We start from the raw sequence: 15359 nt of genomic DNA, 5'->3' as shown, positions 1-15359 counted from the left end.
CAGAACGGCCGAAACGGTCTCCCAGGATCTCCTCGGAGACCGTTTTTCATGGGGTCAGGCATCGGCTGCACCGAAGTGGCCGCGTGCAGGGCGCACAACGGCTGCCAAATCCCCTTCGGCAACTCCCCTTCCCCTCTTGTGATTCCGGCATCAGCCCCACACTTGGCGTTTCCAAGGCTGTTTCCAAGGCTGCTTGCCCGGCTCTGCCATGTCACAAGACTCTTCCCCTTTGCCGCCGTATCACGGCACCACCATCGTCAGTGTCCGTCGCGGCAATCAGGTCGCCATCGGCGGTGACGGCCAGGTCACCCTGGGCACCATCGTCGTCAAGTCCACCGCCCGCAAGGTGCGCAAGCTTTACCAAGGTCAAGTCCTTGCTGGATTTGCGGGAGCGACTGCCGACGCTTTCACTCTGTTTGAGCGCTTCGAGGCCAAGCTGGAGAAGTACCAAGGCAACCTGACCAAGGCCGCTGTGGAACTGACCCGCGACTGGCGCACCGACCGGGTGCTGCGTCGTCTGGAGGCCATGCTGGCCGTGGCGGACCGCACCGCCTCATTGATCATCACCGGCAACGGCGACGTGCTGGAGCCGGAACAGGGCATCGTGGCCATCGGCTCCGGGGGCGCCTATGCCCAGGCCGCCGCCAAGGCCCTGCTCAATCACAGCGAACTCAGTGCCGCTGACATCGTCAAACAGTCGCTGGTCATTGCGGGCGAAATCTGCATCTACACCAATGGCAACCACACGCTGGAAGTACTGGAATGAGCTCTAGCATGACGCCTCAGGAAATCGTCTCGGAACTGGACCGCCACATCGTCGGCCAGGCTGATGCCAAACGCGCCGTCGCCATCGCCCTGCGCAACCGCTGGCGCCGTCAGCAGGTGGACGACAAGCTCCGCGGCGAAATCACGCCCAAGAACATCCTGATGATCGGCCCCACCGGTGTCGGCAAGACCGAGATTGCCCGGCGCCTGGCGAAGCTGGCTGATGCGCCCTTCATCAAGGTGGAAGCCACCAAGTTCACCGAAGTGGGCTATGTGGGCAAGGACGTGGACAGCATCATCCGCGACCTGGTCGACATCGCCGTCAAGCAGGAGCGCGAGCGCCAGATGCGCCTGCAGCGCACCCGCGCGGAAGACGCCGCCGAGGACCGCATCCTGGACGTGCTGGTGCCCCAGCCGCGCACGACCGGCTTCACCCCCAGCGACAGCGGCAGCACCACCGGCGCCGGTGAAGGCACCGCGCGCCAGGTCATGCGCAAGCGCCTGCGGGAAGGCTCGATGGACGACAAGGAAATCGAGATCGAGCTGGCCGAAGCCAAGCCCACCATGGAGATCATGGGTCCGCAGGGCATGGAAGAGATGACCGAGCAGCTCAAGGGCCTGTTCTCGCAGATGGGCCAGGGCCGTCGCAAGACGCGCAAGGTGCGCATCGGCGAAGCCATGAAGCTGTTGGTGGAAGAAGAAGCCGCCAAGCTGGTCAATGAGGACGAGATCAAGACCACGGCCCTCGCGCATGCGCAGGACAACGGCATCGTGTTCATCGACGAGATCGACAAGGTCGCCAGCCGCGCCGAACACGGCGGTGCGGATGTCTCCCGTCAGGGCGTGCAGCGCGACCTGCTGCCGCTGGTGGAAGGCACGACAGTGAACACCAAGTACGGCATGGTGAAGACGGACCACATCCTCTTCATTGCCTCCGGCGCCTTCCACCTGAGCAAGCCCAGCGACCTGATCCCCGAATTGCAGGGCCGCTTCCCGATCCGGGTGGAGCTCAAATCGCTGTCGGTGGACGATTTCGAGGCAATTCTGTCCAGCACCCACGCCAGCCTGGTGAAGCAGTATCAGGCCCTGCTGGCGACCGAGGGGCTGACGCTGGAGCTGAGCAATGACGGCATCCGCCGCCTGGCGCAGATCGCTTTCGAGGTGAACGAACGCACCGAGAACATCGGCGCCAGACGCCTGTCCACCGTGCTGGAGCGCCTGCTGGACGACATCAGCTTTGACGCCCACAAGCATGCCGGCCAGACGATCACCCTGGACGGCAGCGCGGTGGACAGCAAGCTGGGCGCCCTGGCCCAGAACGAAGATCTGAGCCGCTTCATCCTCTGACGCGCGGGATCGGGGGACGCCAGTCGGGACTTCCCACCATCCGTCGTGAAAACAAGACGCCAGGGCGATCCCCTGGCGTTTTTTCTATTGGCGTGACTTCGGAAATCCCTAAAGTGCGCCGCCAGTGCATTCGGCGTCTCCGTTGCGCACAGCACGGACAACCGCCCTGCCCCCTCGCACGTTTGAAGCCTCATGATCGAAGAATCCGCCCGACGAGAAGTCCTGGTCCGCCTGCGGCGCGCCGAAATTGAACACGACGCCAAGGTCCTGCTGGCGGTGGAATCGGGCAGCCGCGCGTGGGGCTTTGCATCGCCCAACAGCGACTACGACGCCCGCTTCATCTATGTGAACCGCCCGGAGCGCTACCTCTCCGTCGGGCTGGAGGAGCAGCGGGATGTCATCGAATATCCGATCGTCGATGACATGGACATCAACGGCTGGGACCTGCGCAAGGCGCTGCGGCTGTTCTGGAAGTCCAACCCCGGTTTTGTCGAGTGGGTGCAGTCGCCCATCGTCTACGAGAAGAACGGCAGCTTCCATCGGCGGGCGCTGGCGCTGTTGCCTACCGTCTATTCGGTCGAGCGCGGCATCTACCACTACCGCAGCATGGCGCAGACCAACTTCCGCGGTTATCTGCAGACGGAGCAGGTGCCGCTGAAGAAGTACTTCTATGTGCTGCGGCCCTTGCTGTCGGTCCGTTGGCTGGAGCGGTATCAGCGTCCGGCGCCGATCGAGTTCCAGCGCCTGCTGGAGGTGACGGACAAGGTGCCGGGCCTCGCGCCCGCGATTCACGATCTTGTCGCCCTCAAGACGGTGACGCCCGAGCTGGGGCTGTCACCGCAGGTGCCGGTCATCCAGCGCTTCATCGAGCAGGAACTGCAGCGGCTGGAACACATCCGGCCGGATCCGCAGCAGCGACCGGAAGTGGAGCCGTTGCTGTCGGAGCTGTTCCGGACGGTGTTGAAGGAAACCTGGGGCTGAAGGCCGCTTAGAGCGCCAGCCGATGGGACTGCAGCGCGAGCAGTCCGTCGAAGATGAGCGACTCCATCAGCTCATGCGGAATGTCCAGCGACGGGGACACCTTCCAGCCCGCACCGCCGGTCATCAGCGTCAGCGGCACCTGGCCGCAGCGCCGCACCATGTGGCGATGCATCCGCTCGATGGCGCCGGTGATGGCGTAGTTGCCGCCGCTGGTCAGCGCGTCGGAGGTGTTGGTCGGGAATTCGCGCACCTCGCCGGTGGGCACCCGCAGGCCGGCCGTGCCGCCTTCCAGCGCCCGCAGCATGATGCCGTGCCCCGGCAGGATCAGGCCGCCCAGGAAACGGCCTTCGGCGTCCAGCGCATCCACCGTCACCGCCGTGCCCACCATCACCACCAGCGCGGGTTGCGGCGCACGGCCCTGGCTGCGGGTCAGCACGTGGTGCCGGGCGCCGATCATTGCCACGAAGCGGTCAGTCCCGAGCCGGGTGGGATGGTCGTAGCCGTTGGTCACGCCACCCGCCTGGGAGGAAGACGCCACCCAGCGGGGCTCCAGGTCCCACAGCTCCTCGAGCTGTTCCTCCACCCGATGGCGCATGCCGTCTCCCGCCACGTTGCAGCCCAGCAGGCTGCCGGGCGTGGGCAGGTCGGCCCAGTCATGCTCGGCCAGTTTCTCGATGTTTTCCAGGAATTGGGCCCCATGCGCCAGCATGGGGCTGCCTGGTTGCGGCCCGGCATACAGCGCCCACTTGAGGCGGGTGTTACCGATGTCGATGGCCAAAAAGCTCATAAGTTCACGCGACGCTGCGACAGCCGGCAGGTTAGCAGCGTTTGTCCTCAAGACGGTGCACAGGCGCTTCGAAGAGACTGGGGTTGGAGAGGTGACTCTTCATTTTCTGGTGTTTGGTGCACCATACGAGGGCAGGAGGGCTGACGATGAAGTTTTCCATTGCGACGCGTTTGTGGATGCCGGTCATCGTGATGGCGGTGATGACGGTGCTGATGTCTGCCGGGGCCGCCATGCGTACCCAGGCGCTGCTGGCGGTGTCGCAGGTCACACAGGCGAAGCAGCAGCAACGGTTTGAGCTGGCGCTGCGCTGGCGGGGCTTGACCGAGGCCAATGCCAGCCGGGTGCAGGGCGGGTTGGCCGCCAACGACATGGCGGTGACCGATGCGCTGAAGGCCGACATTGCACGCACCACGGACACCATCTCGGAGGTGCAGAAACAGCTGGAGGCGCTGGCGGACGACGACGCCGACAAAGCCGCCATGGCCACCGTCGCGGAGCGGCGCAAGGCCTACATCGCCGCACGCAATGAAGCGATGAAGCTCAAGGCGGACGGGCAGGTGGACGCCTCGCACGCCGCGCTGCAGCAGAAGGTGGTCCCGGCGATCGAGCAATATCTGGACGCGCAGCAGGCCTTCATCAAGCTCCAGCAGACCAAAGCGACTGCCCTGCGGGAGGCGGCGGGTGCCGAGCGGATGCGCACCGTCTGGGGCGTGGCGGCGGTGATGAGTGTCATCGTGTTGCTGTTGGCGGTGGCCACCGCCTATTTCGTGCGCACCATCTCCACGCCGTTGAAGCAGCTGGTGGTGCAGGCGGGGCGGATCGGCGACGGCGACCTGTCCGATCATGAGCAGGCGGTGCGCAGCGATGAGATCGGCGAAGTGCAACAGGCGCTGGCGCAGATGACGGCTTCACTGCGCACGATGATGATGGGGTTCCGCAGCAGTGTGGAAGCGATGCAGACCGCCAGCGCGGAGATTGCCAGCGGCAATACCGACCTGAGCCACCGCACCGAGCAGACGGCCTCCAACCTGCAGCAGGCCGCGTCGTCGCTGGCGCAGCTCACCGGCACCGTGCAGCAGAGCGCAGACAGCGCCCGCACCGCCAATCAGCTGGCGGGCAGCGCAGCGGAAGTGGCGCAGCGCGGTGGCGCGGTGGTCGGGCAGGTGGTGGGCACGATGGGCGCCATCGATGCCAGTGCCAAGAAGATCAACGACATCATCGGCGTCATCGACAGCATCGCCTTCCAGACCAACATCCTGGCGTTGAATGCGGCGGTGGAAGCCGCGCGCGCGGGCGAGCAGGGGCGCGGATTTGCGGTGGTGGCGAGTGAAGTGCGCGCCTTGGCGCAGCGCAGTGCTGGCGCAGCGCGGGAGATCAAGGCGCTCATCGGCGACAGCGTCTCCAAGGTGGAGGCCGGGTCGCAGCTGGTGCGGGAAGCCGGCGAGACGATGCAGGAGATCGTGGCCAGCGTGCAGCGCGTGTCCGACATCATCAGCGAGATCAGCGCCAGCACGGTGGAACAGAGCCAGGGCATCAGCAGCGTGAACGGCGCGGTGGCCCAGCTGGATCAAATGACGCAGCAGAACGCGGCGCTGGTGGAGCAATCTGCAGCGTCCGCGGAGTCCGTGAATGAGCAGGCGCGGAAGCTGACGGCGCTGGTGGCGCATTTCAGGACGGGGCGACGCTAAAGGCTTGTTGCGTTCTGTCTGCCCACGACTGCCACGAGCGACCTTGATTGACTACCTCACGCATGTCGGACAACGGACGGCCCGACGTTTCGTTCAACATCTGCGTGAAGCGATGGATCGGCTCGCTTTCATACCTGGGATGGGATTCCCGCGCTGGTCGCAGGCCCTGGGCATTCCCGGCATACGCAGCTGGCCCCTGTCGCGTTACCCTGCGCATCTGTTCTACACGGACTGCCCAGCGCCCCTGATGATGCTTCGTGTCCTGCACCAGCGGCAACACATCCGGCCCGCGCTGCTCCCGCCTTGATGACTGCTGCATCCCTTCGCCCCTGGCAGGTGTCCGTCGGTGGCATCACCGCGCTGATGCTCACCGTCGGCATTGCCCGCTTCGCCTACACCCCCCTGCTGCCGCTGATGCATGCGCAGGCAGGCGTGGGCGACGCACTCGGAGGCGGCCTGGCTGCCATCAATTACGCCGGCTACATGAGCGGCGCGTTGATCGCCTCTCTGATCGAAGCCCCCCAGTGGCGGTATCGCCTTTATCTCGCCGGACTGGTGATGGGCCTGCTGTCTACCGCGCTGATGCCGCTGACGCCCTCCGTCCCGATCTGGGCCCTGTCCCGCTACCTGGGTGGGCTGGCAGGCGCAGCCGGCATGTTGCTGGGGTCCGGGCTGGTGCTGGGTTTTCTGATTCGCGCCGGCCGACGCCCCGAGCTGGGCGTTCATTTCATGGGCCTGGGCCTGGGCATCGTTTTGTCCGCAATCGGCGCCATGGGCATGGATGCGCTGCAATGGGACTGGGCTGGACATTGGTGGGGCTTCGTCGGTATCGGCGCCCTGCTGCTGGCCGTCGCCTGGCAGTGGCGCCCGCCGATGCCGCCTTCGGCCGCTCCCGCTGCGCAGGTGCCGGCGGGTGCGCCCAGCGCCACCTGGATGCGTCTGATGCTGGCAGCGTATTTCTGTGCCGGCTGGGGCTTTGTGATCCATGCCACCTTCACCGTCGCTATCGTGGAGCGCCAGCCGCTGCTGCATGGCCAGGGCCCCTGGGCCTGGCTGCTCGTGGGCGTGGCAGCGACGCCGGCCGTGTTTCTGTGGGACCGGATTGCACGCCGCTTCGGCGACCTGGAAGCCCTGATCGCCGCCTTTGCGCTGCAGACGCTGTCGGTCGTGCTTCCGGCCCTGTCGGACGGTCTGGCTGCGGCGCTGAGCGGCGCACTGCTGTATGGCGCCACCTTCATCGGGCTGGTGAGTCTCACGCTCGCCCTGGTCGGGCGACGGTCACCGGGCAACCCGGGCAAGGCCATGGCGCGACTCACGCTGAGCTACGGCGCTGCGCAAGTCTCCGCCCCTGCACTGGCCGGTGCGATGGCCCAAGCCACCGGGACTTATCGCGGCGCCTTGTGGATCACGGCAGCCGTCCTGTTGGCGGGCTTGATCCTGACGGTCATTCTTCGTCAGTGGGAGCGGCAGCAACGAAACACTTGAGACGCCGGCCCAGGCTCGGGCTGCACAATGGAGGAAGGTGCCATCGCCATGCCATCGGCATCAAGCCGCGGGTTCCCACGCCTGGAGCGCCTTCATCCCCTGAATCGCCTGCATTGCCTGCAGCGACTGAGCATCCATGCAGGATCTCCATCCCTCGGACAGCGCCACCACTGAGCCGATCACCAGCAAACCCGGACTCGGCATTCGATGCTGCTCGATCGCATCCGGGAGTGCCGCCAGCGTCGTGAAGCATTCGCGCTGCCGCGGCGTGTGTGCCGCGCTGACAACCACCGCGGGTGTCTGGCCGTCCAGCCCGCCTTCACGAAGCGCCTGGCAGATGGTCGCCGCCCGCGCCAGTCCCATGTAGACCACCAGCGTCAAACCGCTGCGCGCAAGGGCCGCCCAATCCGGCTGCTGACCGTGCTCCCCGTTATGGCCAGTCACGAAGGCCACGCCGGGTGTGCATCGCCGATCCGTGACCGGCACCCCCACCGCCGCAGGGGCGGCGATGCCGGCGGACAATCCGCTGATCACCTCGACCGCAACACCCGCCTCCCTCAGGGCGTCCACCTCCTCACCGCCGCGACCGAACACAAAGGGATCGCCCCCTTTGAGTCGCACGACCCGCGCACCCGACCGGGCCTCGCGAATCATCAGCTCGTGGATGAAGCGCTGTTCGGTGGACACGCATCCGCCGCGTTTGCCCACTTTCAATACCCGCGTCTGCGAGGGCAAGGTCGCCAGCACGCGGGCATCCACCAAGTCATCGCTCAGCACCACGTCCGCCTCCTGCAGGATGCGATGCGCCTTGAGTGTCAGCAGTTCCGGGTCCCCCGGACCGGCGCCCACCAGAAAGACGGACCCGGCCTTCATCCGCAGGCTGTTTTCATTCGATCCAGACCCCGTGTTCATGTGATCTCCTCGATGGTGTGCGCCCAGCGGCGCAGCGTCGGCAGACAGGAGCCGCAGGAGGTCCCGCAGCGCAGCGTGGCCTGCAGATGGGCCAGCCGCTCCGCGGGCGCTGCGGCAGTCTGGCGGGAGAGGCAAGCCTTGATGTCGTCTTCGCGCACGTTGAAGCAGTTGCAGACCTGGGGACTGAGCGAGGCGGTGCTGACTTCGGCATCTGGTGCCAGCAGGCGGCGGCTGAACGGCGCCACCGGCGTGCGGTCCCGCCACAAGGCATCCAGCCACTGCGCCTCCTGACCTTCGCCGACCCGCAGCACCGCTTGCAGCGTCGCCTGCGCGCCCTCGCCCGAAAGCCGCAGCAGCCGGCTGCGTCCGCGTCGGCTGTCGGCATACCGCAGCACGCCGATGCCGGTCAGACCCAAGGCGCTGGCCAATGCCTGCACGACAGCGTCCGAGGGGCGCTCGGCAAACGCCATCTCGATGGACCAGCCCTCCATGGGTCCGGAGGGCGAGACCGGTCGATGGACGTGGTTGTCAGCCATCGCCGGCTCGCCGGTGCTGAGCGCAGCAGGCGCCGGCAGGCAGCTCGCATAGGCGGCCTCACCCATCAACGCGCGCAACTGGCTGCGCAGCGCCGCCCCCTCGCCCGCAGGAACCCACGCGGCTCCCATCAATCGCCAGCGCAGGTCCACCGCGGTCACCGACACTGCCGCAAACTTCAGCTCCGGCTGTCGCGCATCCGGGCAGAACACCGGCTGCGTCACCGCATTCACACCCAGCTGCCCTTGCCCGCCGACGAATTCACTGCCCCAATGCATCGGCAGCCATGCGGACTGTGGCGACAGGGCGTCGTCCGCGCGCAGGGGCACCACCATGGCGCCGCGCCGGGAAGCGACCCGCACCAGCGCGCCTTCCTGCAAGCGTCGCCGCGCAATGTCCGTGGGATGCAGATGCAAGGCGGGCGATGGCGCATGGGCGAAAAGTCGTGGGACGGTGCCGCTGCGGCTCATGCCATGCCACTGGTCCCGCAGGCGCCCGGTGCTGAGCGCCAGTGGATAACTCGCATCCTGCCGCTCCGCGGGCGGCACAAACGGTCGCGCCACAAAGCGCGCGCGGCCATCGGCATGCGCGAAGCGCCGGTCCTCATAAAGACGCGCACGCCCCTGCTGGGCGCCCTCAGGAAACGGCCATTGCTGCGGCGCCGCTTCCAGCTGCTCATAACTCAGCCCGGTGATGTCCAGATCGCGCCCGCGGGTGGCCGCGCGATGCTCGTCCCAGAGCTGCTGCGGTCGCTCCCAGGCAAACAGGCTGGCGGCATCCGGCCGCAGCACCGCTTCCATGCGAACGGCCACATCCCGCACGATCTGCCAATCGGGCTTTGACTCACCCGCCGGTGCCAGCGCCGCCCGCACCCGGCTGATGCGCCGTTCGCTGTTGGTGACCGTGCCGTCCTTTTCTGCCCAGGTGGCCGCCGGCAGGAGGACGTCCGCAAAGTCCGCCGTTGCCGTCCCGACGAACGCCTCCTGCAGGATCACCAGCTCACAACGGGAGAGCGCCGCGCGCACCAGCGCCTGATCTGGCAGGGACTGGGCGGGATTGGTGCAGGCAATCCACAGCGCCTTGATCTCGCCGCGCGCGGCGGCCTCGAACATCTCGACCGCCGTCCGCCCGGGGCGATCGGGCAACGGATCGCAGCCCCACAAGGCGGCGATCTCCTCCCGGTCCTGCGCACGCATCGGGTCACGATGTCCCGGCAGCAGCGTCGCCATGCCGCCGGTTTCGCGGCCGCCCATGGCGTTGGGCTGACCGGTCAGCGAGAACGGCCCGGCGCCCGGTCGGCCGATCTGCCCCGTCGCCAGATGCAGATGAATCAGGGCCGTGTTCTTCGCCGTGCCGCTGCTGCTCTGGTTCAGACCCATGCAATAAAGCGACAGGCTCGCTGGCGACTGCGCAAACCACTGGGCCGCCTGCATCACCTGCGCTTCCTTCAGACCGGTCAAGCGCGCCGCCTCCCCGGGCGTCATCGTGCGCACCAGCGCCTTCAGCGCTTCAAAGCCTTCGGTGTGCTGCTCGATGAAGGCCCGGTCGACCCAGTCTTCCCAGATGCAGGCATGCAGCATCCCCTGGAACAGCGCGACGTCGGTGCCAGGGCGCAGCGGCAGATGCAGGTCGGCAAACTCCGCCGTCTCGGTGCGGCGCGGATCCACCACGATGATCTTCAGGTCGGGGCGCGCGGCCCGTGCCGCTTCGATGCGGCGGAACAGCACCGGATGCGCCCAGGCAGTGTTGGTGCCCGCCAGGAACAGGCAGCTCGCCAGGTTCAGGTCTTCATAACAGGTCGGCGGCGCATCGGCGCCCAGCGTCTGCTTGTAGCCCACGACCGCCGCACTCATGCACAGCCGCGAGTTGCTGTCGATGTGGTTGGTGCCGACCAGCCCGCGGGCCAGCTTGTTGAAGGCGTGATAGTCCTCGGTCAGCAGCTGCCCCGAGATGTAGAAGCCGATGGCATCGGGGCCGTGCTCCGCCCGCACCGCCAGCAGGCGTTCGGCCAACTGCTGCTCGACCGCGTCCCAGGTGATCGCTTGCAGCGCTGCACCACGCGCGGGCCGCCACGCCGGCTGCAGTTGCCGCTGCTGCTGACGCACCATCGGGGTGGCCGTGAGGTGCAGCGTTGCGCCTTTGGTGCAGAGCCGTCCGGCGTTGGCGGGATGGTCGGGGTCGCCCCGCACGCCGGTGATCTGCGGGCCCTCAGCCGTGTCAGTGGTGTCGATCAGCACGCCGCAGCCGACGCCGCAGTAGGGGCAGGTCGAACGGGTGGTGCGGTCCATGGGGTGGCGCTCAGCAGTTCACGCGGGTGCAGGGCCCCGCCTGGACCGGCAGCAGGTCCACGGCGACGGTGGCCAGCTCGTCGCCGTCCAGCCAGACCTGCCCCGCCTCCACCTTGACCCGGAAGACCGGTGTCCGCCCCTCGTCGGGCTCACGGGCGCAGCCGGTATCGAGTGCGATGGTCCAGTTGTGCAGCGGGCAGGCCACGGCCGCGCCGAACACGATGCCCTGACTCAGCGGTCCGGCACGATGCGGGCAGCGGTCCAGCAGGGCATGGATCTGGTCGCCCGAGGTGCGGAACAGCGCCACATCGGGGCCCTTGGCCCGGCTGACGCGGCGCGCGCCCAGCACGGGAATCTCTTGGACGGTGCAGATGGGAATCCAGGTCGTCATGGTGGCTCCTCAGGCGGCGCTCAAGGGTTCGTTCGATGGGGCGCTCAATGAGGTGCTTGATGCCGCGCTCAAGGGAGCATTCAAGGGCGCCGGGCGCAGCGGCTCGAACTGGCGCAGGTCAACCTGGGCCTTGCTGAACTCGAACCATGGGTCCGGTTCCCCATCGAGCGCGAACTGCAGCTCCGCCCACAAGGCGCGTCGCCCTTCGGCGTCATCGAGGATGCGCTGCTTCACATGGTCCAGGCCCACCCGGCTGACGTAATGCACCGTGCGCTCCAGATACCAGCCTTCCTTGCGGTAGAGCTGCATGAAGGCGCCGGTGTACTCCAGCACCTCCTCCGCCGTCTTGAGCTTGGTGAAGAAGTGGGCCACCTCGGTCTTGATGCCGCCGTTGCCGGCGATGTACATCTCCCAGCCGGAATCCACACCGATGATGCCGACGTCCTTGATGCCCGCTTCGGCGCAGTTGCGCGGACAGCCGCTGACCGCAAACTTCACCTTGTGCGGCGCATACATCCGCCACATGGCCCGCTCCAGGTCCTTGCCCATCTGGGTGCTGTCCTGCGTGCCCATGCGGCACCATTCGGAGCCGACGCAGGTTTTCACCGTGCGCAGCGCCTTGGCATAGGCGTGGCCGCTAGGCATGCCGATGTCCCGCCACACCTGCACCAGGTCTTCCTTGCGCACGCCCAGCAGGTCGATGCGCTGGCCGCCGGTCACCTTCACCGTCGGGATGCGGTACTTGTCGACCGCATCGGCAATGCGCCGCAGCTCGGCTGCGGAGGTCTCCCCGCCCCACATCCGCGGAATCACCGAGTAGGTGCCGTCCTTCTGGATGTTGGCGTGGCTGCGTTCATTGATGTAGCGCGATTGCGGATCGTCCACCGCCTCCTTGGGCCAGGAAGAGATCAGGTAGTAGTTCAGCGCCGGGCGGCAGGTGGCGCAACCATTGGGCGTGGTCCAATGCAGGTGTTCAAAGATGTCGCTCATGCGCACCAGGTGGTCTCGGAAGATGGCATCCCGCACCTCCTGATGACTCAGCTCGGTGCAGCCGCAGACGGCCTTCTTGCGTGGCGCGGCCGAGTAATCTCCGCCCGCGGTGAACATCAGCAGCTGCTCCACCAGACCGGTGCACGATCCGCAGGAGGCACTGGCCTTGGTGTGCTTTCGGACCTCCTCCAGCGTGAACAGCCCCTTGTCCTTGATGGCCTTGCAGATGGCGCCCTTGCTCACACCATTGCAGCCGCAGACTTCGTCGCTGTCGGCCATCGCGGCGGCCTTGTTGTGGCCTTGATGGCCGACGTCGCCGATGTTGCTTTCGCCGAACATCAGCCGGTCGCGAATGTCGGTGATCTTGCGTCCCTCGCGCAGCAGCTTGAAGTACCAGCTGCCATCCACCGTGTCGCCGTAGAGGCAGGCCCCCACCAACTGGTCGTCCTTGATGACCAGCTTCTTGTAGACGCCCGCGAACGGGTCGCTCATCACGATTTCTTCGGTTCCCTCGCCACCCATGAAGTCGCCCGCAGAAAACAGGTCGATGCCGGTGACCTTCAGCTTGGTGCTGGTCTGGCTGCCGAGATAGCGGCCGATGCCGAACTGGGCCAGATGATTGGCGCAGACCTTGCCCTGCTCGAACAGCGGCGCCACCAGCCCGTAGGCGATGCCGCGGTGGGCCGCGCATTCGCCGACGGCATAGATGCGGGGATCGGTGACCGTCTGCAGCGTGTCCGACACCACCACGCCCCGATGGCAATGCAGCCCGGCGCTTTCCGCCAGCGCGGTGTTGGGGCGGATGCCCGCGGCCATCACCACCAGGTCGGCGGGAATTTCCTGGCCGTCCTTGAACCGCACGGCCATGACGCGGCCATCGGCGCCGCCGATCAGCGCTTCGGTCTGCGCCCCCATGAGAAAGCGCAGCCCCCGGTCCTGCAGCGACTTGCGCAGCAGGTCGCCGGCCTGATCGTCCAGCTGCCGCTCCATCAGCCACGGATGCAGGTGGACCACACTGACCTGCATGCCGCGCAGCATCAGGCCGTTGGCGGCTTCCAGCCCGAGCAGCCCGCCACCGATGACCACCGCATGCCGATAGCGCTGCGCCGCCTCGATCATCGTGTTGGTGTCGGCGATGTCGCGGTAGGCGATGACCCCGTCCAGCTCCTTGCCCGCCACCGGCAGGATGAATGGCGACGAGCCGGTGGCGAGCAGCAGGCGGTCATACGCCGCCACGGTGCCATCCTCGGCCACCACCTGGCGCCTGACCCGGTCGATGGTCGTGACCCGCTTGCCCAGATGCAGCGTGATGCCGTGCTCCTCATACCAGGAGATCGGATTGAGGATGATCTCGTCGAGCGTCTGCTCCCCCGCCAGCACCGGGCTGAGCAGGATGCGGTTGTAGTTGGGATGCGGCTCGGCACCAAACACGGTGATGTCGTAGAGATCCGGCGCGATCTTCAGCAGCTCTTCCAGGGTGCGCACGCCGGCCATGCCGTTGCCCACCATCACCAGCTTCATCTTCTTCATGCGGACACTCCAGAGGGAGAGAACCAACGCCAAAAGGCCGCGTCGAGCACCAGGCTCGGCGAGGCCACACAGTCATCGGGGGACGCCGCAGCGCGGCGAGAGAAGGGGCGATGCGAACGCATCACCGGGGTGGGCGCGTCATTGCGCCACGATGGAGAACTTGCAAGTCCCATGCCACGGCGACGGATTCGACGCGCTTCCGCGGTTGAGACCGGCAGCGCACAGAAGCGACCCGCCGTCTGACTTATGCTGCGACGCTTCTGACCGCCCGCGTTGCCACGCCCGCATCCGTTCATGAATGCCTCCGCTGCCTCTGCTGACTCTGATGCCTCTGCCGTGCTTTCAGGCCCTGAGGCCCTTGCAATGCCGTTGACCCTCAGCGCGCCCGCTGACGACGCCGCGCCGCTGCGGGTGTTGCTGCTGGGCTCTGGCGAGCCGCTGGAGGCACCGATCGGCAACGACATGCACTGGATCTGCGCATCGCTGCACCAGGAACAGTCCTTCGATCTGGCGCGCGTTGCCCGCGAACACGACGCGCAGGTCTTCCTGCTGCAGGCCCCCACCGACACGGCGCTGTCACCGTGGCTGCAGGCCCTCAACGCGGCGCGACGGGACGGCGTCCAGCTGCCCACCGTGGCCATGGGCCCGGCGCCCGCGCCCGAACAGGCCCGACGGGCGCTGTCGCTCGGGGTGGAGGTCTGGCTGGAATCCATGCCGGCGCCGGACGCCCTGCAACGCCAGTTGCGCTGGGCGCTGTGGCGGGCCCAGGCCCAATCCGCCTGTGTGGCCGCAGTGCAGCAGCAGCTGGACGACCGCAAATGGACCGAGCGGGCCAAGGGTCTCCTGATGACGGCCCGCGACATGGACGAGGAATCCGCCTTCCGCCTGCTGCGGGACACCGCCATGCATGCGCACCTGCGGCTGGGCGATGTGGCCCGGTCCGTGGTGCAGGCGGCGCAGCGCGCCGAGGCGGTGAATCTGGCGGGCCAGCAGCGGATGCTCAGCCAGCGGCTGGTGAAGCTGATGGCGCAGCGGGCCGGTGGCATCGAGGCCAAGCGGGCCAAGGCGCTGCAGGATGAATCCTGTGAGCGGGTCGCGGCCAATCTGGCGCGGTTGCCGACGCTGCTACCGGCTGAGGTCGACCCCGCCCCGCTGCTGGCCGCCTGGACGCGACTGCAGCAGTGTCTGCACGGCAAACCGGATCCCGCCCTGCTCCTGGAAGCTGATGCTGCGGCCGAAGCACTGCTGACGCTGTCGGACCGGCTGGCCACCGACATTGCCGCCGGCGGCAGCGGGCAGCCGCTGCAGATCGTCAACCTCTGCGGCCGCCAACGCATGCTGAGCCAGCGTCTGGCCAAGGAGGCGCTGTTGACCGACCTGCTGCCGCAGCGCGACGGACAGGCGCTGGCGGACAGCCTGGACCGTTTTGCGGCGGGCCTGGTGGAGCTGGATGCCGCCCCGCTCTCCAGCGAGGCCATCCGCGCCCTGCTGGCGGAGGTCGGCGCCGAATGGCTGCGGCTGATGCGCAGCCTGCGGGACACCCACGGCAAGGAGGCCGCCGCCGGACTGGCGCGCAGCAGCGAGGTGCTGTTGCAGCAACTGGACATGCTGACGGCTCACTACCAGCGCAGCCTGCAGATCATCCTCGGCTGAGCGGGCCG

11 protein-coding genes are annotated in these 15359 nt (G+C 67.1%); 6 read left to right on the top strand and 5 right to left on the bottom strand.

The window, feature by feature from the left end; all coding sequences use genetic code 11:
- Positions 1-229 precede the first annotated feature (229 nt).
- The 3 genes from hslV (at position 230) to FHS28_RS23095 (ending at position 3093) form a co-directional block, all read left to right on the top strand.
- Positions 230-766, top strand: coding sequence for an ATP-dependent protease subunit HslV (hslV, locus tag FHS28_RS23105; protein ID WP_088454441.1), 537 nt, complete (start codon positions 230-232; stop codon positions 764-766).
- Entirely contained in the window at positions 763-2112 is a 1350-nt protein-coding gene (gene hslU, locus FHS28_RS23100) for an ATP-dependent protease ATPase subunit HslU (RefSeq protein ID WP_088454442.1), read from the top strand. Before hslV ends, hslU begins: the two co-directional genes overlap by 4 nt.
- A gap of 192 nt (positions 2113-2304) precedes the next feature.
- Entirely contained in the window at positions 2305-3093 is a 789-nt protein-coding gene (locus tag FHS28_RS23095; RefSeq protein WP_088454443.1) for a nucleotidyltransferase domain-containing protein, read from the top strand.
- Positions 3094-3100: 7 nt separating this feature from the next.
- On the opposite strand, the gene FHS28_RS23090 is transcribed toward FHS28_RS23095, so the two are convergent.
- Complete coding sequence (locus tag FHS28_RS23090) at positions 3101-3880, bottom strand: type III pantothenate kinase (RefSeq protein ID WP_088454444.1); 780 nt, start codon at positions 3878-3880, stop codon at positions 3101-3103.
- Positions 3881-4026: 146 nt separating this feature from the next.
- Between FHS28_RS23090 and FHS28_RS24710 the strand changes: the two genes are divergently transcribed.
- Both FHS28_RS24710 and FHS28_RS23075 read left to right on the top strand, forming a co-directional pair.
- Positions 4027-5568, top strand: a complete 1542-nt coding sequence (locus tag FHS28_RS24710) for a methyl-accepting chemotaxis protein (RefSeq protein WP_088454445.1) — start codon at positions 4027-4029, stop codon at positions 5566-5568.
- A 306-nt stretch (positions 5569-5874) separates the two neighbouring features.
- A complete protein-coding gene (locus FHS28_RS23075) occupies positions 5875-7053 on the top strand; it encodes a YbfB/YjiJ family MFS transporter (RefSeq protein WP_088454447.1) in 1179 nt (392 codons plus the stop codon).
- Between the two features lie 60 nt (positions 7054-7113).
- Here FHS28_RS23075 and cobA read toward each other — a convergent pair whose 3' ends face one another.
- The 4 genes from cobA to nirB are packed head-to-tail and all read right to left on the bottom strand — an operon-like array spanning position 7114 to position 13698.
- Positions 7114-7965 carry a uroporphyrinogen-III C-methyltransferase gene (cobA, locus tag FHS28_RS23070; RefSeq protein ID WP_246410509.1) on the bottom strand — a complete coding sequence of 284 codons (852 nt, stop codon included), beginning with the start codon at positions 7963-7965 and terminating at the stop codon, positions 7114-7116.
- Positions 7962-10787, bottom strand: a complete 2826-nt coding sequence (locus FHS28_RS23065; RefSeq protein ID WP_088454449.1) for a nitrate reductase — start codon at positions 10785-10787, stop codon at positions 7962-7964. Before FHS28_RS23065 ends, cobA begins: the two co-directional genes overlap by 4 nt.
- Before the next feature lie 10 nt (positions 10788-10797).
- The gene (gene nirD, locus FHS28_RS23060) at positions 10798-11178 is read right to left on the bottom strand and encodes a nitrite reductase small subunit NirD (RefSeq protein ID WP_088454450.1); all 381 of its coding nucleotides are present in this window, start codon (positions 11176-11178) and stop codon (positions 10798-10800) included.
- 9 nt (positions 11179-11187) lie between these two features.
- Positions 11188-13698, bottom strand: a complete 2511-nt coding sequence (gene nirB, locus FHS28_RS23055; RefSeq protein ID WP_088454451.1) for a nitrite reductase large subunit NirB — start codon at positions 13696-13698, stop codon at positions 11188-11190.
- Positions 13699-14061: 363 nt separating this feature from the next.
- Between nirB and FHS28_RS23050 the strand changes: the two genes are divergently transcribed.
- Positions 14062-15351 carry a type IV pili methyl-accepting chemotaxis transducer N-terminal domain-containing protein gene (locus FHS28_RS23050; RefSeq protein WP_184295509.1) on the top strand — a complete coding sequence of 430 codons (1290 nt, stop codon included), beginning with the start codon at positions 14062-14064 and terminating at the stop codon, positions 15349-15351.
- Positions 15352-15359 lie beyond the last annotated feature (8 nt).

The organism is Roseateles terrae (genome assembly GCF_014192155.1).
In the GTDB taxonomy this organism is placed as follows: domain Bacteria; phylum Pseudomonadota; class Gammaproteobacteria; order Burkholderiales; family Burkholderiaceae_C; genus Roseateles; species Roseateles terrae.
The sequence above is the reverse complement of the archived record's forward strand: the minus strand, read 5'-3'. Positions and strand labels throughout refer to the sequence as shown.

What these genes read in the sequence shown, in the direction of transcription:
- hslU (WP_088454442.1), top strand. Translation starts at nt 763, where the DNA reads ATGAGCTCTAGCATGACGCCTCAGGAAATCGTCTCGGAACTGGACCGC.
- FHS28_RS23095 (WP_088454443.1), top strand. Translation starts at nt 2,305, where the DNA reads ATGATCGAAGAATCCGCCCGACGAGAAGTCCTGGTCCGCCTGCGGCGC.
- FHS28_RS23090 (WP_088454444.1), bottom strand. Translation starts at nt 3,880, where the DNA reads ATGAGCTTTTTGGCCATCGACATCGGTAACACCCGCCTCAAGTGGGCG.
- FHS28_RS24710 (WP_088454445.1), top strand. Translation starts at nt 4,027, where the DNA reads ATGAAGTTTTCCATTGCGACGCGTTTGTGGATGCCGGTCATCGTGATG.
- FHS28_RS23075 (WP_088454447.1), top strand. Translation starts at nt 5,875, where the DNA reads ATGACTGCTGCATCCCTTCGCCCCTGGCAGGTGTCCGTCGGTGGCATC.
- cobA (WP_246410509.1), bottom strand. Translation starts at nt 7,965, where the DNA reads ATGAACACGGGGTCTGGATCGAATGAAAACAGCCTGCGGATGAAGGCC.
- FHS28_RS23065 (WP_088454449.1), bottom strand. Translation starts at nt 10,787, where the DNA reads ATGGACCGCACCACCCGTTCGACCTGCCCCTACTGCGGCGTCGGCTGC.
- nirD (WP_088454450.1), bottom strand. Translation starts at nt 11,178, where the DNA reads ATGACGACCTGGATTCCCATCTGCACCGTCCAAGAGATTCCCGTGCTG.
- nirB (WP_088454451.1), bottom strand. Translation starts at nt 13,698, where the DNA reads ATGAAGAAGATGAAGCTGGTGATGGTGGGCAACGGCATGGCCGGCGTG.
- FHS28_RS23050 (WP_184295509.1), top strand. Translation starts at nt 14,062, where the DNA reads ATGCCGTTGACCCTCAGCGCGCCCGCTGACGACGCCGCGCCGCTGCGG.